Annotated in this window: 16 protein-coding genes; 5 read left to right on the forward strand and 11 right to left on the reverse strand. The window is 71.1% G+C overall.

The window, feature by feature from the left end; all coding sequences use genetic code 11:
- The 6 genes from EAO75_RS05085 to mce form a co-directional block, all read right to left on the reverse strand.
- Nucleotides 1-1,345 (reverse strand): ABC transporter ATP-binding protein (locus EAO75_RS05085; RefSeq protein WP_261989149.1); only part of this gene is annotated, 1,345 nt, incomplete at its 3' end.
- Between the two features lie 139 nt (nucleotides 1,346-1,484).
- Nucleotides 1,485-2,261 (reverse strand): ABC transporter permease, encoded by a 777-nt coding sequence (locus tag EAO75_RS05090; protein ID WP_147994295.1) that lies wholly within the window; start codon nucleotides 2,259-2,261, stop codon nucleotides 1,485-1,487.
- A complete protein-coding gene (locus tag EAO75_RS05095; protein ID WP_147993771.1) occupies nucleotides 2,258-3,226 on the reverse strand; it encodes an ABC transporter ATP-binding protein in 969 nt (322 codons plus the stop codon). Before EAO75_RS05095 ends, EAO75_RS05090 begins: the two co-directional genes overlap by 4 nt.
- 86 nt (nucleotides 3,227-3,312) lie before the next feature.
- A complete protein-coding gene (locus EAO75_RS05100) occupies nucleotides 3,313-4,251 on the reverse strand; it encodes a cellulose-binding protein (protein ID WP_125524869.1) in 939 nt (312 codons plus the stop codon).
- Between the two features lie 183 nt (nucleotides 4,252-4,434).
- Nucleotides 4,435-8,283 carry a polarized growth protein Scy gene (gene scy, locus EAO75_RS05105; RefSeq protein ID WP_147993772.1) on the reverse strand — a complete coding sequence of 1,283 codons (3,849 nt, stop codon included), beginning with the start codon at nucleotides 8,281-8,283 and terminating at the stop codon, nucleotides 4,435-4,437.
- 211 nt (nucleotides 8,284-8,494) lie between these two features.
- On the reverse strand, nucleotides 8,495-8,935 hold the full coding sequence (gene mce, locus EAO75_RS05110; RefSeq protein WP_147994296.1) for a methylmalonyl-CoA epimerase: 441 nt from the start codon (nucleotides 8,933-8,935) through the stop codon (nucleotides 8,495-8,497).
- A gap of 149 nt (nucleotides 8,936-9,084) precedes the next feature.
- Here mce and EAO75_RS05115 point away from each other — a divergent pair, with 149 nt between their 5' ends.
- The 3 genes from EAO75_RS05115 (at nucleotide 9,085) to EAO75_RS05125 (ending at nucleotide 12,717) form a co-directional block, all read left to right on the forward strand.
- Entirely contained in the window at nucleotides 9,085-10,287 is a 1,203-nt protein-coding gene (locus tag EAO75_RS05115) for an acetyl-CoA C-acetyltransferase (protein ID WP_147993773.1), read from the forward strand.
- 43 nt (nucleotides 10,288-10,330) lie between these two features.
- Nucleotides 10,331-11,287 (forward strand): methylmalonyl Co-A mutase-associated GTPase MeaB, encoded by a 957-nt coding sequence (gene meaB, locus EAO75_RS05120; protein ID WP_147993774.1) that lies wholly within the window; start codon nucleotides 10,331-10,333, stop codon nucleotides 11,285-11,287.
- Nucleotides 11,288-11,484: 197 nt separating this feature from the next.
- Nucleotides 11,485-12,717 (forward strand): MFS transporter, encoded by a 1,233-nt coding sequence (locus tag EAO75_RS05125; protein WP_147993775.1) that lies wholly within the window; start codon nucleotides 11,485-11,487, stop codon nucleotides 12,715-12,717.
- A 10-nt stretch (nucleotides 12,718-12,727) separates the two neighbouring features.
- Here the strand turns inward: EAO75_RS05125 and EAO75_RS05130 are convergent, their stop codons facing one another.
- Nucleotides 12,728-13,375 (reverse strand): PepSY domain-containing protein, encoded by a 648-nt coding sequence (locus EAO75_RS05130; protein WP_147993776.1) that lies wholly within the window; start codon nucleotides 13,373-13,375, stop codon nucleotides 12,728-12,730.
- Between the two features lie 116 nt (nucleotides 13,376-13,491).
- Between EAO75_RS05130 and EAO75_RS05135 the strand changes: the two genes are divergently transcribed.
- Together EAO75_RS05135 and EAO75_RS05140 are read left to right on the forward strand one after the other, a co-directional pair.
- Complete coding sequence (locus EAO75_RS05135; RefSeq protein ID WP_147993777.1) at nucleotides 13,492-14,160, forward strand: response regulator transcription factor; 669 nt, start codon at nucleotides 13,492-13,494, stop codon at nucleotides 14,158-14,160.
- Nucleotides 14,157-15,569 (forward strand): sensor histidine kinase, encoded by a 1,413-nt coding sequence (locus EAO75_RS05140; protein WP_147993778.1) that lies wholly within the window; start codon nucleotides 14,157-14,159, stop codon nucleotides 15,567-15,569. The genes EAO75_RS05135 and EAO75_RS05140 overlap by 4 nt, the downstream gene beginning before the upstream one ends.
- Before the next feature lie 36 nt (nucleotides 15,570-15,605).
- Here the strand turns inward: EAO75_RS05140 and EAO75_RS05145 are convergent, their stop codons facing one another.
- The 4 genes from EAO75_RS05145 to EAO75_RS05160 all read right to left on the reverse strand — a co-directional run bounded on the left by EAO75_RS05145 (nucleotide 15,606) and on the right by EAO75_RS05160 (nucleotide 18,276).
- Nucleotides 15,606-16,082 (reverse strand): MarR family winged helix-turn-helix transcriptional regulator, encoded by a 477-nt coding sequence (locus EAO75_RS05145; RefSeq protein WP_147993779.1) that lies wholly within the window; start codon nucleotides 16,080-16,082, stop codon nucleotides 15,606-15,608.
- Between the two features lie 112 nt (nucleotides 16,083-16,194).
- Nucleotides 16,195-16,995, reverse strand: a complete 801-nt coding sequence (locus tag EAO75_RS05150) for an AIM24 family protein (protein WP_147993780.1) — start codon at nucleotides 16,993-16,995, stop codon at nucleotides 16,195-16,197.
- Nucleotides 16,992-17,642, reverse strand: a complete 651-nt coding sequence (locus tag EAO75_RS05155) for an AIM24 family protein (RefSeq protein WP_147993781.1) — start codon at nucleotides 17,640-17,642, stop codon at nucleotides 16,992-16,994. Before EAO75_RS05155 ends, EAO75_RS05150 begins: the two co-directional genes overlap by 4 nt.
- A 1-nt stretch (nucleotide 17,643) precedes the next feature.
- Nucleotides 17,644-18,276, reverse strand: a complete 633-nt coding sequence (locus tag EAO75_RS05160) for an AIM24 family protein (protein WP_147994297.1) — start codon at nucleotides 18,274-18,276, stop codon at nucleotides 17,644-17,646.
- Nucleotides 18,277-18,367: the final 91 nt, after the last annotated feature.

Here is an 18,367-nt window from a genome sequence, read left to right on the forward strand (position 1 = left end):
GCTTCGCCCGGGTCCGTACGCCCGACACCGAGCCGCAGCTGCGCGAGAAGCTGTCGACGGCGCTCACGGAGGCCGGCGGCTGGGCCGGTGCCTGCGGGGGTGCGGGCGCGGCGGCAGGAGCGCTCGCGGGCGCCTGGGCGGGGCTGTGGGCGACGGGCGGCGCGGGCTGCGCCGGAGCGTGGCCCGGGGCCGTGTGAGGCGCCTGGGGGGCCGTCTGCGCGTACGGGTTCGGCGTCCCGGCACCCGGAACCGCCCCGGGCGCCGCCGGGGCGCCGTAGGGACCGGGCCCGCCCGGCTGCGGGGCGAGCGGCTGCCCGCCCTGCTGGGGCGGCGGCGGGGCGTACCAGCCGGGCTGACCCTGACCGGGAACCGGCATCGGCGGCTGCGCGCCCGGCGGCAGCGGCTGCTGGAGCCCTTCCTTCTGGTCGGTGGTCGAGCGGTAGTCGACCGCGCCCTGCGTCATCCGCATGTACGCCTCCTCCAGCGAGGCCTGGTGCGGCGACAGCTCCCACAGCCGTACGTCGGAGTCGTGCGCGATGTCGCTGATGCGGGGCAGCGCCAGCCCGGTGACCCGCAGGCCGCCGTCCTGCTCGGGCAGCACGTGCCCGCCGGCCTCCGTGAGCGCCGTCGACAGCTTCTCGCGCAGCTGCGGCTCGGTGTCGGGCGTACGGACCCGGGCGAAGCCCGCGGAGTTCGCCGCGATGAAGTCCTTGACGCTCATGTCGGACAGCAGCTGACCGCGCCCGATGACGATCAGGTGGTCGGCCGTCAGCGCCATCTCGCTCATCAGGTGGGAGGAGACGAAGACGGTACGGCCCTCGGCCGCCAGCGACTTCATCAGGTTCCGCACCCAGAGGATGCCCTCGGGGTCGAGGCCGTTGACCGGCTCGTCGAACAGCAGCACCTGGGGGTCGCCGAGCAGCGCGGCGGCGATGCCGAGCCGCTGGCCCATGCCGAGCGAGAAGCCCTTGGAGCGTTTCCTGGCCACGTCCTGGAGGCCGACCACGCCCAGCACCTCGTCCACCCGCCGGGCGGGGATGCCGGACAGCTGGGCCAGGCTCAGCAGATGGTTGCGGGCCGCGCGGCCGCCGTGCACCGCCTTGGCGTCCAGCAGCGCGCCGACCTGACGCGGGGCGTTCTGCAGCCTTCGGTACGGGTAGCCGCCGATCGTCACATGGCCCGCGGTCGGGTTGTCCAGGCCGAGGATCATCCGCATCGTCGTCGACTTGCCCGAGCCGTTCGGACCCAGGAAGCCGGTGACGGCACCGGGCCGCACCTGGAAGGACAAGTTGTACACAGCGGTCTTGTCGCCGTAGCGCTTGGTCAGGCCGACTGCCTCGATCATGCTCCGCACCCATCGAAAGGTTCAGGACAGCGGGGCACACGCCCCCCGTAAGGGTTAGGAGGATACCGAGGCGCTGACGGTTCCACTCAAGAGCGGGTAAAATCTCGCACCTGCGTTCCCTCGGTACACCTCTTTCTGGCTATGCGTCCCTTTTCTTGAGCGTGGCGTAACCGCCGACGAGCGCCGCGATCACCCACAGCACCATGATCCCGAGCCCGCCCCAGGGGCCGTAGGGAGTGTTGTCGTCGACCGGGGTGACCACCTGCATGATCTTGCTGCCGGCCTGGTCGGGCAGATAGCGGCCGATCTTCTCGGTGGCGGAGACATTGCCGAGGATGTTGGAGACCAGGAAGAAGAAGGGCATCAGGATGCCCAGCGACAGCATCGGCGAGCGCAGCATCGCCGCGACACCCATCGAGAACATCGCGATGAGGGTCATGTAGAGGCCGCCGCCGAACACCGCGCGCAGCACGCCCGGGTCGCCGATCTCCGCCCGGTGGTCGCCGAGCATCGCCTGTCCGAGGAAGAAGGTGACGAAGCTCGTGGCCAGGCCGACGGTGAGCGAGAGCCCGGTCGCCACCGCGATCTTGCTGAACAGGAAGGTGCCGCGCTGCGGCACGGCGGCCAGCGAGGCGCGGATCATCCCGGTGCTGTACTCGTTCGAGACGACGAGCACCCCGAACACGATCATCGCGAGCTGGCCCAGGCTCATCCCGGCGAAGCTGATGAAGGTCGGATCGAAGGAGAGCCTGTCCCGCTCGCTCAGGTTGTCGAACTCGTTCGCCGACAGACCTGAGATCAGCATGCCGAGCGCGATGGTGACCACCACGGCGAGGGAGAGCGTCCACACGGTGGAGGCGACGGACCGGATCTTGGTCCATTCGGAGCGGATGACCTGGGTGACCACGGTGCTCAGCTCCTCTTCCAGTCCTCGCCCCACTGCCGCTGCTGCTGCAGCGGCGGCGGTGCGGGCGCGTCGGCGTGCGCGTGGTACTCCACCGACTCCGCGGTCAGCTGCATGAACGCCTCCTCCAGGGAAGCCTGTTGCGGGCTCAGCTCGTGCAGCACGACCTGGTGGCGCGCCGCCAGCTCCCCGATCTGCTCGGACTTGCTGCCGTCCACCTCCAACGTGCCGTTGCCGGTCTGCACCGCGGTGACCCCGGCCTCGTGCAGCACATCGAGCAGCCGCTCGCGCTGCGGGGTGCGGATACGGACGTACGACCGCGAGTTGCGCGCGATGAACTCGGGCATGGACGTGTCGGCGAGCAGCCGCCCCTGGCCGATGACGACGAGATGGTCGGCCGTCAGCGCCATCTCGCTCATCAGGTGACTGGAGACGAAGACGGTCCGCCCCTGCGCGGCCAGGGACTTCATCAGGTTCCGGATCCAGTGGATGCCCTCGGGGTCGAGCCCGTTGACCGGCTCGTCGAACATCAGGATCCGCGGATCGCCGAGCAGCGCGCCCGCGATGCCGAGCCGTTGGCCCATGCCCATCGAGAAGCCCTTGGTCTTCTTCTTGGCGACCGCGGTCAGCCCGACCGTGTCCAGCACCTCCCGCACCCGGCCGCTCGCAATGCCGTTGCTCTGCGCGAGGCACAGCAGATGGTTGAAGGCGCTGCGTCCGGGGTGCCAGGCCTTGGCCTCCAGCAGGGCGCCGATGTACGTCAGCGGGTCCTTGAGCTGGTCGTAGTGCTTGCCGTCGATACGGACGTCGCCCGCGGTGGGCCGGTCGAGGCCCAGGATCATCCGCATGGTGGTCGACTTGCCCGCGCCGTTGGGACCGAGGAACCCCGTGACGATGCCCGGTCTCACCGTGAACGTCAGGTTGTTGACCGCGACCTTCTCGCCGTACCGCTTCGTCAGCCCCTCGAGCTCGATCATGCCGCCCACGCTAAAACGGGACAAAGCCCTCTGCCACCCCAGTGGCAGAGGGCTTTGCGAAAATTCAGCAGCCGTGTACCCGATCGTTACCGGGACTGCTGCGCGGGAACCCCACGGGTGATCGGCTCGTCCTCGGCGGCGGGCGCACCGGTCGCGGCCACCGCGGCGCCGGTCAGGGTCGCCAGCATCTCGCGGACGTTCGTCAGCTGAGCGTTGATGCTGTCGCGGCGGTTGGTGAGAGCCGCGAGCTCGCGCTCGGATTCCGAACGGATGCGGTCGGCCTTGGCGTTGGCGTCGGCCACGATGTCCTCGGCCTGGCGCTGGGCCGTCTCCACCGTCTGGCGGGCACGGCGCTCGGCGTCGGTGCGCAGCTTCTCGGCCTCCAGGCGCAGCTGCTCGGCGCGGTGCTCGATCTCGGCGAGGCGCTTCTCGGCCTTGGCCTGACGCGAGGCCAGGTCGCGCTCGGACTGCTCGCGGCGCTTGGCGAGGTTCGTCTCGAAGTCGGCGGCGGCCTGCGCGGCCTTGGCGCGGGTCTCCTCGAAGAGAGCGTCGGCCTCCTCGCGCTTGGACTGCGCGTCCTTCTGGGCCTCCGCGCGCAGCTGCGAGGCGTCACTCTTGGCCTTCTCGACGATCCGGACGCCCTCGTCCTCGGCCTTGGACTTGCGCTCCGCAGCGAACGATTCTGCGTCGTTGCGGACCTGCTGGGCCGCCGACTCGGCGAGCTCGCGGTGCTGCTCGGCGGCGCGGCGGGCCTCCTCGCGCAGATCCTTGGCCTCCTCCTCGGCGAGGCGGAGGATCTTCTCGACACGCGCGCCGAGGCCGGCGTACGACGGCTCGGCGTCGGTTACCTGGGCCTGGGCGTTCTGCGTCTCGAGGTGGAGCTCCTCGATGCGCTTTTCCAGAGCGGTGATGCGGGCCAGAGCGCTGTCGCGGTCGGAGACGAGCTTCGAGATGCGTTCGTCCACCTGCGCGCGGTCGTACCCACGCCGCACAAGCTCGAAGCCGTAGGGGGAAGTGTCGCTCATGGGGTTCCTGTCGAATGAGACCGGTGAGGTGATAAGTGGAATCCTAGGGGCCGAAGCGGTGTGTCATCGAGCGGATACGTGTTTGATCTGGAGAATGAGACCCCTTTTGGGTGGCGAACCGTCGGACGGCTTGCCAAAAACCTGGTCAAAGGCCCCAGGAGACACCGGAACCCGCCCGACCCGCTAGCCGTCTGACGACTTGCCACCCGATCGGGGTGCTCCGACTGTCGCACCCGCCTTGACCCCGCCGTCCTTGCCGGCCGACGGCGTCTCGAAGGATTCCAGCGCCTCCAGGACGTCCTGGACGCGCGAGATCTCGGCGTTGATGTCCTCGCGGCGCCGGACGAGGACCTCCAGCTCGCGCTTGCCCTCCTCGACCGTGCGCTTGGCCTCGCGGATCGCCTCGGCCCTGAGCTCCTCGGCCTCCTTGATGAGCGAGGAGCGCTTCTGCTCGGCCTCCTTCAGGAGACCCTCGGCCTTCTTGACGGCGGCGATACGGACCTTGCCGGCCTCGGAGTTGGCCTCCGACACCAGCTCCTTGGCCTTCGCCTGCGCCTTGGCCAGCTGCTCCTCGGCGGCCTTGATGAGGGCGTCGCAGCGGTCGCCGGTCGACTTCATCGTCTCGGCGGCCTCGCGCCGGGCCCGCTCGTGCAGGCCCTCGATCTCGCTCGTGATGCGGTCGCGCAGCTCCTCCGCGCGCTCCCTTATCGAGGTGGCGTCCCGGCGGGCACCGACGAGCAGCTCGTCCGCGTCGGTACGGGACTTCTCCACCCTGGAGTTGCCCTCGACCGTCGCCTCGGAGACCAGCCGGTCGGCCTCCTTGCGGGCCGCGCCCACCATGGTGTCGGCCTGCGCCTCGGCGTCCGCTGTCGTCTTGTGCGCCTGCGCCTGCGCCTCGGTGAGCAGCTTGTCCGCCTCGGCCGTGGTCTCCGAGATGAGCTTGTCGACCTGCTCGGCCACGTCCTGGCGCCGCTTGCCCGCATCCTTGCGGGCCTCGTCGAGGGTGCGCTCGGACTCCTCGCGCGCGGTCGTCACCAGCCGCTCGGCCTCCGCGGCCGCCTCGGCTTTGACGCGCTCGGCGTCGCTGCGGACCCGCTCGGCGTGCTGCTGGGCCGACCCCACCGTGTCGGCGGCCTCGGCGCGCAGCCGCTCCGCCTCCGACGTGGCGTCCCCGACCAGCTTCTCGGCCTTGGTGCGCGCGTCGGTGCGCACCCGGTCGGCCTCCGTGACCGTCTCCGACTGGAGCCGCTCGGCCTCCGAACGCGCCTCGGTGATGAGGGTGTCGGCCTGCGTCGCCGCGTCCGAGCGGATCCGGTTGGCGTCCTCGCGGGCGTCCGCCCGGGTGCGGGACGCGGCCTGCTCGGCCTCGGCGATCTTGTCCGACGCCTCCGTACGGATCCGCTGGGCGTGCTCGGCGGCGTCCGACCGCAGCCGCTCCGCCTCGGCGATGGCCTCCCCGACGGTGCGCTCGGCCAGCGACTTGGCGGCCGTGGACTCCTCGCTCGCCTCGCGCCGGATGCGGCCCGCGTCCTCGCTGGCCCGCTCCCGCTCGGCGTAGGCGTCCGCGCGGACCCGGTCCGCCTCCTCCTCGGCCTCCCGGCGGGTACGGTCCGCCGCGTGCTCGGCGGCGCTGCGCAGCCCGGTGATCTCCTCCTGGGCCTGCTCGTGCAGCCCCGTCACGGAGTCGCGGACCTGCTGGGCGTGCTGCTCGGCCGCCGACACCATCTCGGTGGCGCGCCGGTCGGCCTCCTCGACCAGCCGCACCGCCTCGGCCTGCGCCTCCTCCACGCGGTTGCGCGCCGAGGCCAGCAGCTCCTCGCTCTGCTCGCGGGCCCGCTCGCGCTCCTGGTCGGCCTCCTGGCGGGCGGAACCGAGGAGTTCCTCGGCCTCGCGCCGACGCCGGACGGCTTCCTCCTGGGCGGCGGCCAGCGTCTCGGACGCCTCCGTGGCGAGCCGCTCGGCGGCGGCCTGCGCCTCGGCGCGCAACCGGTCGGCGGTGTCCTGCGCCTCCGACTTCAGCCGCTCGGCCTCGGCCGCGGCCTCCGACCTGAGGCGTACGGCGATGGCCTCGCCCTCGGCCCGGGACGCGGACGCGTCCGACGCGGCCTCGTTGCGCAGCCGGTCGGCCTCCTGTTCGGCCTGCTGCTGGAGCGAACGGATCCGCTCGGCGGCCTCGGTGCGCAGCCGGTCGGTCTCCTCGGCGGCCTCGCGGCGGATGCGCGCGGCCTCCTCGCGGGCGTCGGTGAGCGCCTGCTCGGCCGCCCCGAGGCGCTGCTCGGCCTCGGTGTGCAGCCGCGTCAGCTCCTCGGCGGCCTCCGCCCGGCGGGCCTCGACGCCGCGCTCGGTCTCCTCGCGCAGTTCAAGGGCGGCCCGCTCGGCGTCGGCCTTGATGCCCTCGGCCTGCTCGACGACCTCCTCGCGGTGCCGCTCGGCCTCCTGGCGGGTGCGCTGGAGGGTCTCCTCGGCCTGCCGGCGCAGCGTCGTCGCGCGCTCGATGGCCTCGGTGCGGACCTTCTCGCTGTCGGTGGTGGCCTTCTGGCGCAGCTCGTCGGCGTCCTGCCGGGCCTTGGCCAGCAGCTCCTCGGCGGTCTTGGCCGCCTCCTCGATCTGCTGGACGGCCTCCTTGCGGGCCTCCGCGCGGATCTTCTCGCCCTCGGCGACCGCCTCGGAACGCAGCTGCTCGGCCTCGCCGCGCAGCCGGCGTGCCTCCTCCTGCAGCTCGACCGTCTTGGCGCGGTACTCCTTGGTGTCGTCCTTCGCCGAGCCCTTGAGCTGCTCGGCGATGTCGTGCGCCTCGGCGCGCAGCCGGTCCGCCTCGGCCTCGGCCTCCGTGCGGATCCGCTCGGCCTCCTCGGCCGCGGCCTTGGTGGTGTTCTGCGCGTCCTCCTGCGCCTTGTTGAGGACGTCCTCGGCGGTCTTGGCCGCCTTCGACAGCTGGGTCGCGCTCTCCTCGGCGGTGATCGTGCGGGCCTTCTCGCCGGCCTCGGCGACGATCTTCTCGGCCTCGGCGCGGGCGTCGGCGACGACCTGCTCGGCGTCCGACTTGGTGGACTCGGCCTCCTTGGTGGCCTCGCTGACCAGCCGGGCGACCTGCTCCTTCGCCGTACGCATGCGCTGCTCGTTGGCCGACTCGGCACTGGAGAGCGCCTTCTCGGCGGCCGTCGTGGCCTCGGCGACCAGCTTCTCGGCCTCGGTCTGCGCCTTGCGCAGCGCCTCCTCGGCCTCCGCCATGCGCTGCTCGGCGGTGCGGCTCATCTCCTGCGCCTGGCGGCGGGCGGAGTCCGACTCCGAGACGGTGGAGGTGCGCAGCTGCTCCGCGTGGTCGGTGGCCTCCTGAGCCTGCGTGGACGCGGCGTTCAGGAGCCGCTCGGCGTCCGTACGGGCCCGGAGCAGGATCTGCTCGGCCTCCGCACGGGCCTCCTCGGCCGCGCCCGTGAGGCGCTGGCGGGCCTCGCTGGTGAGCCGCTCGGCCTCGGCGCGCGCGGTGGCCAGGGACTGGTCGGCCTCGGCACGCGACTCGTCGAGGAGGCGGCGGGCCTGCGACTCGCTGCGGGCGCGCAGCTGCTCGGCCCACGCCACGTTCTCGTTGACGTGCGACTCGACGGTCTGGCGGCGCTCGGCCAGCTCCTGGTCCAGCTGCTGGCGGCGGGTCACCGCCTCCTGGTGCAGCTCGGCCTGCAGACGGGCCGCGTTCTCCGCGTGCTCCTGCAGGATCCGCTGGGTCTGCGCCCGGGCCTGGCTGAGCTCGCGCTCGGCGTCCTGGCGCAGCTGGTCCGCCTGGACCTGGGCGTTGCGCAGCAACTGTTCGGCCTGATAGCCGATGTCGCCGCCGTCGAAGGCGGGCCGGGACATGATGGTCCGCCGCGCCTCGTGCAGCTTGGCGCGCAGCACCTCGACCTGGTAGCCGAGGTCCTCGGCGTGCTGGATCGCCTTTTCCCGCTCGGTCTTCAGCCGATCCATCTCGGCCTCGAACCGAGAGAGGTGGTCGACGTCAGCCGCCGGCTCTCGCTCCTGGCGTTCGTAGCCCCGCACTGCGCGGTCCCATCCGTCCCCTGGTCGCAAGTCTGGCCATACGGGCTCCGTCCGTCCGCCGAACGGGGCCCCCGAGGAATGGTGTCAGATCAACGGCAGCGCAAGGGCTGCTGCCCTGAACGCTCGCCCCCCGAAACCCGGACCCCGGCATGCGGCCACCCCGGTTCCGGAAGCGACCTCCCCCAACCCTACCGGCCCATATGTACGAGGGTCAGTGCTCAGGTGACTCAACAGGCGCCGAAGTGACCAGTTCTGTCAGTACGCCGTGGCAATCCTTTGGGTGCAGGAACGTGATTCGTGACCCCATGGAGCCGCGTCGGGGCTCTTCGTACAGAACGCGTACGCCCTTGTCCTTGATGTCGGCGGCGTCGCCGTCCACATCCGCCGTACCGAAAGCGATGTGGTGGACACCCTCGCCGTTCTTGTCGAGCCACTTGGCGACGGTGGAGTCCGGGCGCGTGGGTTCGAGAAGCTGCAGGTAGGAGGCACCGCCGTCGGAGGTTTCGTTGATCTTGAGCATGGCCTCGCGGACGCCCTGCTCCTCGTTGATCTCGGAGTGGAACACCTCGAAGCCGTACGTGGCCCGGTAGAACTCCACGGTTCGGTCGAGATCGAAACAGGCGATTCCGATGTGGTCGATTCGCGTCAGCATGTTGTTCAGTGGAGCGCCACGGCGGTGGTTACGCAACGTGCGCGCGATCACACCGACGGCCCGGTGACGGCACGGAGTGCCACTCAGTACATTCGAAGTAAACCCTCGTTCACTCCTCGGCTGCTCAAGCTGGAAGGGGATCGCACCTCATGTCTTCTGGAAACGGCACGACCTCCGTGATCGTCGCGGGTGCCCGTACCCCTATGGGACGGCTGCTCGGCTCTCTGAAGTCCTTCTCCGGAGCCGACCTCGGCGGCTTCGCGATCAAGGCCGCCCTCGACCGTGCGGGGATCGGTGGCGACCAGGTGCAGTACGTCATCATGGGCCAGGTGCTCCAGGCCGGGGCAGGGCAGATCCCGGCGCGCCAGGCCGCGGTCAAGGCCGGCATCCCGATGAACGTCCCGGCGCTCACCATCAACAAGGTCTGTCTGTCCGGCCTCGACGCGATTGCACTCGCGGACCAGCTGATCCGCGCCGGCGAGTTCGACGTGATCGTCGCGGGCGGCCAGGAGTCCATGACCAACGCCCCGCACCTGCTGCCGAAGTCCCGTGAGGGCTTCAAGTACGGCGCCGTGCAGATGATCGACGCCATGGCCCACGACGGTCTGACCGACGCCTTCGAGAACATCGCCATGGGCGAGTCCACGGAGAAGCACAACACCCGCCTCGGCATCCTGCGTCCCGAGCAGGACGAGATCGCCGCGCTGTCCCACCAGCGCGCGGCGGCCGCCCAGAAGAACGGCATCTTCGAGGCCGAGATCACCCCGGTCGAGATCCCGCAGCGCAAGGGCGACCCGGTCCTGTTCAGCAAGGACGAGGGCATCCGCGGCGACACCACGGCCGAGTCGCTGGGCAAGCTTCGCCCGGCGTTCTCGAAGGACGGCACGATCACTGCGGGTTCGGCATCGCAGATCTCGGACGGCGCTGCCGCGGTCGTCGTCATGAGCAAGGCCAAGGCGCAGGAGCTCGGCCTGGACTGGATCGCCGAGATCGGCGCGCACGGCAATGTGGCGGGTCCGGACAACTCCCTGCAGTCCCAGCCCTCCAACGCCATCCTGCACGCCCTGAAGAAGGAGGGCCTGGAGGTCTCCGATCTCGACCTGGTCGAGATCAACGAGGCCTTCGCCGCGGTGGCCGTGCAGTCAATGAAGGACCTCGGCGTGTCCACGGAAAGGGTGAACGTCAACGGCGGGGCCATCGCCCTGGGACACCCGATCGGCATGTCGGGCGCCCGGCTCGTCCTGCACCTGGCCCTGGAACTGAAGCGGCGCGGCGGCGGCGTCGGCGCGGCAGCGCTGTGCGGTGGCGGCGGCCAGGGTGACGCGCTGATCGTGCGGGTACCCAAGGCCTGAGCCTTCGGTATTTCGGTACGCCTTTACTCGGAACGGAGCTGTGATGCAGGACGTCTCCACGCTGGTGGCCCAGGCCAGGGAGGGCCGGCCAAGGGCGGTCGCCCGGCTGATCTCCCTGGTGGAGGGGGCGTCCCCGCAGCTGCGGGAGGTCATGGCGGCGCTGGCCCCGCTCACGGGCAACGCCTATGTGGTGGGCCTGACCGGCTCCCCGGGCGTCGGCAAGTCGACGTCCACCTCCGCCCTGGTGACCGCGTACCGCAAGCAGGGCAAGCGGGTCGGCGTCCTGGCCGTCGACCCGTCCTCGCCCTTCTCGGGCGGCGCCCTGCTCGGCGACCGGGTCCGGATGTCGGACCACGCCTCCGACCCCGGCGTCTACATCCGCTCGATGGCGACCCGGGGTCACCTCGGCGGCCTCGCCTGGGCGGCCCCGCAGGCGATCCGCGTCCTGGACGCGGCCGGCTGCGACGTGATCCTGGTCGAGACGGTCGGCGTGGGCCAGTCGGAGGTCGAGATCGCCTCCCAGGCCGACACCTCCGTCGTCCTGCTCGCCCCCGGCATGGGCGACGGCATCCAGGCGGCGAAGGCCGGAATCCTGGAGATCGGCGACGTGTACGTCGTCAACAAGGCCGACCGTGACGGCGCCGACGCCACCGCCCGCGAGCTCAACCACATGCTCGGCCTCGGCGAGTCCCGCGGCGCCGGCGACTGGCGCCCGCCGATCGTGAAGACGGTCGCCGCCCGTGCCGAGGGCGTCGACGAGGTCGTGGAGGCCCTGGAGAAGCACCGGGCCTGGATGGAGGAGCGGGGCGTGCTGGCCGAACGCCGCCGCGCCCGCGCCGCCCGCGAGGTGGAGACCATCGCCGTCACCGCCCTGCGCGAACGCATCGCCGATCTCCACGGCGACCGCCGCCTCGGGGTGCTGGCGGAGAAGATCGTCGCCGGTGAGCTGGATCCGTATCGGGCGGCGGACGAACTCGTGGCAGGGCTGACGAAGGGCTGAGCAGCCCCGAGGGCGGTACGAAACGGATGTTCCGGGAACCCTTCATGGTCAACTCCTCCTCCCCGCTGCTAGGTTGACCCGCATGTACCTCCTCTTGGCATAGGGCACGCCCAGCCCGCGCACGGTGAACGGCCGGTCGGCCGGGACCGTCGCGGCGCATCGGCGTCCCCTTTTCCGCCTCGAGTCGAGGAACTCCCGTGTCTTCCACGTCTGTGGCGCGGCCTTCGTATGCCGCCGTTCTCCGGATCCCCCATGCCCGCCGTACCTTCGCCGCCGCCCTGCTCGGCAGGCTGTCGTACGGCATCGCCCCGCTGTCCGTGATGCTCGCCGTGACCCGGGCCTGCGGGTCGTACGGGGTGGCCGGCGTCGTCATGGCGCTGTTCTCCGGGACCAGCGTCTTCCTGTCGCCCGCGCGGGCGGCCCTGATCGACCGGTACGGGCCGCGCCGGGCACTCGTGCCGATGGCGACGGCCTACACCGCGCTTCTGGTGCTGCTGGCGGTGCTCGTCTGGCGGCCGGGTGCCCCGGCGTTCGTCCTCGCCGGCGCGGGCGGCGCCGCCGGTGCCTGCACTCCGCCGCTCGGGCCCACCATGCGGGCCGTGTGGGGGCGGCTGGCCCCGGACCGGGCGCTGATGCAGCGGGCCTACAGCCTCGACGCCGTCGCCGAGGAACTGCTCTTCGTCTCGGGCCCGTTGCTGGTCGGCGTGCTCGTCGGGTTCGCCCCGCCGGCGGTCGGGGTGCTCGTCGGGGCGGGGCTGATCGTGGTGGGGACGGCCGGGTTCGTGTCGTCGCCCGCGGTGCGCGCGGTACCCGGCAGTGGGCGCAAGGCCGGAGCAGGGACGGCCGGGCAGCGGGTGCTGCGCGACATCAGGCGGCCGGTGATCGCCGCCGTCGGGGTCGGGCTCGCGCTGGGCGTGCTCGATCTGCTGGTGGTCGCTTTCGCCGAGGGGCACGGTCACGGCGCCGGCAGCGCGGCCTGGGTGCTGGCCGCCCTGTCCGCGGGAAGCGCCGTCGGCGGGCTGCTCAACGGGGCCGTCGCATGGCGGGTCTGCGCCGGGGTACGGCTGTCGGCGCAGGCGGCCGGACTGGGGCTGGCGCTGTGCGGTGCCGCGCTGGCACAGGGGCTGGGCGCCCTCGCCGTGGCCGCCGCGGTCGTCGGCCTCTTCGTGTCCCCGCTGATCACCACCGCCTACCTCATCGCCGACGAGGCCGCCGCGCCCGAGGCCCGGGTCCAGGCGGGCGCCTGGGTCAACACGGCCGTCAACGCGGGCGGTACGGCAGGTGCCGCGGCCGCCGGTGTGCTGGTCGGGTGGCTGCCGGCGGGGGTGTGCTTCGCGGTGACCGGGGGCGTGATGCTGCTGACCGCGGTGACCGTGGCGCGCGGTGCGCAACGCGAGAGGGGTACGGGAGATCCCGTACCCCTCGTGTGACAGCCCGACGTCAGTCGTCGTCGCCGTCGTCGTGACCGTCGCGGTCGTCGTGGTCCTGGGTGACCTTGCCCGTCCTGAGGTCGACCTTCCACTCGCCCTTTGTGGTGTCCACGCCCCAGGCCGCGGGGCCGTCGTCGTCGAGGTCGACGTCGGTGACGGTGCCCTTGGCCGCCACGGCCGCGGCGGCCTCGCGGGCGTCGACGCTCGCGCCCTTCAGCGCGGCGAGGTCCTCGCGGGCGTCGTCGTCATCGTCATCGTCGTCGTCGCGCCGGTCGCCGAGGACCTTGCCGTCGCTCGCGGAGACCTTGACGTCGTGCTCGGTGCCGTCGCCCTTGACGACGCTCACCTCCCACCCGTCCACGCCGTCGTCGTCCAGGTCGGCGGCGACGGCCGTGCCCGGCGTGTGCTTCAGCGCGGCCGCGATGGCATCGGCGGCGGTGACCTTGGCGGTGGCTGCGTTCGTACGGATCTCGGTGACGTCGTCGTCCCGGTCGTCGGCGGTGTCGTCCGCGCGGTCGTCCCGGTCGTCGGCGACCTTCACGCTCGACTGCCGCTGCGTGGCCGCGCCGTCGTCACCTGCCGCGGCGTAGGCCGCGACGGTGCCGCCCCCGATCAGGGCCGCTGCGGCGACGGTGGCGATGACGATGTTGCGCTTCATTCCGGTTCCTCCCGAGTCGTCGTCGTTTCGACACCGCTCAATCTGCCGAACCGACGCTGAGGGGAACCTGAAGGACCCTGAAGAGATCTTCAGCTTCGCTTTGCGAACCTTTACGCATGCGCTTGTTGATCGTGGAGGACGAGAAGCGGCTGGCCCTGTCGCTCGCCAAGGGCCTGACGGCCGAGGGCTACGCCGTGGACGTCGTCCATGACGGCCGGGAAGGGCTGTACCGGGCCTCGGAGGGGTCGTACGACCTCGTGATCCTCGACATCATGCTGCCCGGCATGAACGGCTACCGCGTCTGCGCCGCCCTGCGCGCCGCCGGCCACGAGGTGCCGATCCTGATGCTCACCGCCAAGGACGGCGAGTACGACGAGGCGGAGGGGCTGGACACCGGTGCGGACGACTACCTCACCAAGCCGTTCTCGTACGTCGTCCTCGTCGCCCGCGTCAAGGCGCTGCTCAGGCGCGGAGGGCAGGGCGCGGGGGCCTCGCCCGTGCACGTCCACGGCGACCTCAAGGTCGACACCGCCGCCCGCCGCGTCTTCCTCGCCGACACCGAAGTGACCCTCACCACCAAGGAGTTCGCCGTCCTGGAGCAGCTGGTGAGGCGGGCCGGTCAGGTGGTGTCCAAGGCCGACATCCTGGAGCACGTCTGGGACTTCGCGTACGAGGGCGACCCCAACATCGTCGAGGTGTACATCAGCACCCTGCGGCGCAAGCTGCGCGCCGGGCTCATCCGGACGGTGCGCGGGGCCGGCTACCGGCTGGAGAAGGAACAATGAGAAGGCTGTTCGGCTCGGTCCGGTCCCGGGCCACGCTCGGCGCCACCCTCGTCGTCGCCGTGGCGCTGGTCGCGGCAGGGGCGGCGGTGCTGCTGTCGCTGCGGTCCAACCTGATCGAACAGGCGGGCAACGAGGCGGAGCGCACCGCACAGAACGTCGTCGCCCAGCTCGCCGCCGGGAAGTCCTACGACCAGCTGGACCTGGACGGCGACAGCCCGGTCCAGGTCGTCGACGCGCAGGGCACCCTGGTCGCGGCGAGCGACGAGCTGGAGCGGATCAGCGGCACGGCCACGGACGCCGTGCAGCCGCAGCCGCAGAAGGGCAGTACGAGCGGCGAGGACGGCGACGACGACGCGGACGACGACTCCGCCGAGGGCGAAGCCGGCGAGATCGGCGAGGGGACCGCGTTCAGCGAAGGCTCCGCGACGATCGACGGCGAGAGTGCCGACTACCGCTTCGCCGCCGTGTCCGTGGAGGCCGGCCGGCGAGGACCGCTCACCGTCTACGCCGGAGGTTCGCTGGACGCCGAGCAGAGTGCCGTGAACACCGCGCTCACCGTCATGCTCATCGGTTTCCCGCTGCTGCTCGGCGTCGTCGCCGGCGTCACCTGGCTGGTCACGAGGCTCGCGCTGCGCCCGGTCGAGGGCATCCGGGGCGAGATGGCCGCGATCACCGCCTCCGAGGATCTCGCGCGCCGGGTGCCGGTACCGGACACGCACGACGAGGTCGCCCGCCTCGCGCTGACCACGAACGAGACGCTGGCCGCCCTCCAGACCTCGGTGGAGCGCCAGCGCAGCTTCGTCGCCGACGCCTCGCACGAGCTGCGCAGCCCGATCGCGTCCCTGCGCACCCAGCTGGAGGTCGGCGCCGCGCACCCCGAGCTGCTCGATCTCGACGGCGCGGTCGAGGACACCGTACGGCTCCAGGGCCTCGCCACCGACCTGCTGCTGCTCGCCCGGCTGGACGCGGGGGAGCGGCCCGGTGATACGCGGTTCGACCTCGGCGCGCTGGCCCGGGAGCAGGCCGAGGGGCGGGCCGGCGTGACGGTCGAGGCGCAGGACGCGACGGTGGCCGGGTCGCGGGGGCAGGTGGGGCGGGTGCTCACCAACCTGCTCGACAACGCCCGGCGGCATGCCCGCTCGGCGGTCACCTTGACCGTGCGCACCGAGGGGGAGTGGGTCGTGGCGGCCGTCGCCGACGACGGGGACGGGGTGGCCGAGGCCGACCGGGAACGGATCTTCGAGCGGTTCGTCCGGCTCGACGAGGCCCGCAGCCGCGACGACGGCGGGGCCGGGCTGGGCCTTGCCATCGCGCGTGACGTCGCCGTACGGCACGGGGGCACGCTCACCGTGGGCCGGGCGCCGGCGGGCGGAGCCCTGTTCGAACTCCGCCTGCCGCCGGCTCAGTAGGCGCCGGGGTCGCCGGTGCCTCGGGGTCCGCCCGGGTTACGGGCGTCCCCGCTGGCCGCGCAGGTGCTCGGCGATCGGCTTGAGGCCCTTGTCGAGCTCCGCCAGGGCTTCGGGGGAGAGCAGGTCGATGAAGTGCCGGCGTACGGACGCCACGTGGTGCGGCGCGACCTTCTGCATGGTCTCCATGCCGTGATCGGTGAGGACGGCGTAGAGCCCACGGCGGTCGGACTCGCAGTTCTCACGCCGGACCAGGTTCGCGTTCTCCATCCGGGTGATCTGGTGGGAGAGGCGGCTCTTGGACTGCAGGGTGGCGGAGGCGAGGTCGCTCATCCGCATCCGTACGTCCTCCGACTCGGAGAGGTTCACCAGGATCTCGTAGTCGTTCATTGTCAGGCCGAACGGCTGCAGGTCCTTCTCGAGCTGGTACGTCAACAGCCTGTTGACCTCCAGGTGGGTGCGCCAGGCGCACTGCTCCGCATCGGTCAGCCAGCGAGTGGCCGTCTCGGTCTCCATGAATGAAGTCTACCTAAGAAGTTGAAAGGCGAACTAGTGAGGGTTTTCTATGACACGTCCGTGTGAAGCCTGTGTGCTCACACGTTCGATGTCACACTCCGCAGACTACCGCTCACAGCCCGAAGCGACGCTGGAGGTCTCCCAGCTGTCCGGGAAGGCGCGGTGTCCCGGCCTGTTGTGAAGGGCCTGTGTGCGACCCCCCGCCACCGGGCACTCCGGCGTCCGGCGGGACCGCCCCCGTGGCCTGCTCGGCCATGAGGGTCTCGGTCGACTGGAGCAGGACGGTGCCGGCCCCGACGAACTCGAACTGATGCTCCTCCCCGGAGGCCCCGCCCAGGCCCGTCAGTGCACGTAGACCGCCCATCACGCCGGTCATGTAGCCATGGTCGTAGTGGTGGCACGGCGACGGGCAGTCGGCCCAGCCGACGAGCGCCTGCGGGTCCACCCGGATCGGGGGTTCCATGAACACCACCGGCCCGTTAGATGCAGCCACGAACTTTCCGGTTCCGATGAGTGTCAGAAAACCCGGCACGATCGATTGCTTGAGTGCGAGAGTTGGCTGAAAAGCGAGCAGGTTGCCCGAGCGAATGGTCAGGTTGCCGTCCTGGAGGTCGTACGAGTTGACGTCGAATGCCCGGTCGGCCAGCAGCATCTTGCCGGAGCCCTCGGCCACGACCCAGTCGCTCGCGTGCAGTGGCGAATGAAAGGACGTACGGACAAGTCGGTCGAGTCGGCCGTGCCCCACGCCGTTGAAGTCGATCGAGCCGTAGTAGGCGATCATCTTCCCCTTCTGCAGGAACCACTGGCTTCCCTTGAGTTCCACGCAGAAGGTGTAGGCGTTGACGTTGTCGTCGGTGGGCAGCGAGGCCGGGTCGAGGACCGTGGGGCCGCCCGGGGTTCCGTAGGTGCTCACAGCTTTTCCTCCGACGCCTGGACATAGACCGCGCCACTGCCGCTGAGCTCCAGCTGGAAGGCCTCGCCGGAGCCGCGGCCCACCATGTCGCGCCAGCCGAGCGCGGTGGACAGCTTGTTGCGTACGTCGCCGTGGTGGGCGACGTAGGCCTGGGGGTCGACGTGGACGGGGCGCTGAGGGGTGATCGGGATCTCGAAGACGCCGCCGTGCGCCATGACCGCCACGGCCCCGTGGCCCTTCAGGGTGGTCGTGAACAGCCCCTGCCCGCTGACCTGGCCCCGGACCATGCCCATGACCCCGCCCTGCGAGCCGAGGAACATCGTGCCCTGGTGGAGGGTGCCCTCGAAGGCCAGGAGGCGGTCCGCCTCGACGCACAGGGTGTCGCCGGTGAGCTGGATCACCTGGACGTGGTGGCCGCCGTGCCCGAAGAGGACCGTGCCGCTGCCCTCGACGGTCATCAGGGGGGTGTCCTCGTTCGCCACCCGGCGCCCGATCATCGACATGATCCCGCCCTGGCCGCCTGACACGTTCGGAGTGAAGGACACCTCGCCCTTGTAGGCGAGCATCGCGCCGCGCTGGCTGAACAGCTTCTGGCCGGGCATGACCGTCGCCTCGACCATCTTGGAGTTGATCTCGCGGAAGGCCATGTCACACGTCCCCCGCGATCGTGTTCCGCTCGCTCGGCTGTACGTACACCAGCCCGTCCCCCTCGAACCGGATCTGGAAGGCCTCGCCGCCGCCCTCGCCCATGAGGGTGCGGAACGTCACACCGGACTGGAAGGACTGCCGCAGATTCCCCTGGTGGGCGACGTACGCCCCCGGGTCGACGGTCAGCGGGTACTGCGCGCTGACCCGCAGCACCACGGCCGGACCGTCCGACATGATCGCCGCCTGCCCGCGCCCCTCGACGGTGGTCGTGAACAGCCCGTTGCCCTGGGAGGCGCCGCGCAGCCCCGTGAAGGAGGTGCCGGTCTGCAGCCCCGCGTCGGTCGCGAGCAGGTTGCTCGACTCGACGTACAGCTTGTCGCCCTGGAGGTTCACGAGGTTGATCTCGCAGGCGCGGTCCGCGAACCAGCACGTCCCGTGCCCCTTCACCTCCATCACCGTCATCTGCTCACCAGTGAGCCGCCGGGTGACCATCCCCCGGATGCCCTCACCGCCGCCGCTCATCTTCTTGAAGGCCATCTGTCCGTCGTACGCGACCATCGAGCCGTTCTTCGCCTTCACGGCGTCCCCGGTCATGTCGACGGCGAGCACCTTGCTGCCTTGGAGTCGGAACATCGCCACGCAGTGAAGGTAACCGCAGCCGCCTGCCGCCAACAGATCCCAAAGGTTGACTTCATCCCTGACGGGACCCCTAGGAGCGGCGGCG

Source organism: Streptomyces sp. UW30, assembly GCF_008042075.1.
Lineage (GTDB): Bacteria > Actinomycetota > Actinomycetes > Streptomycetales > Streptomycetaceae > Streptomyces.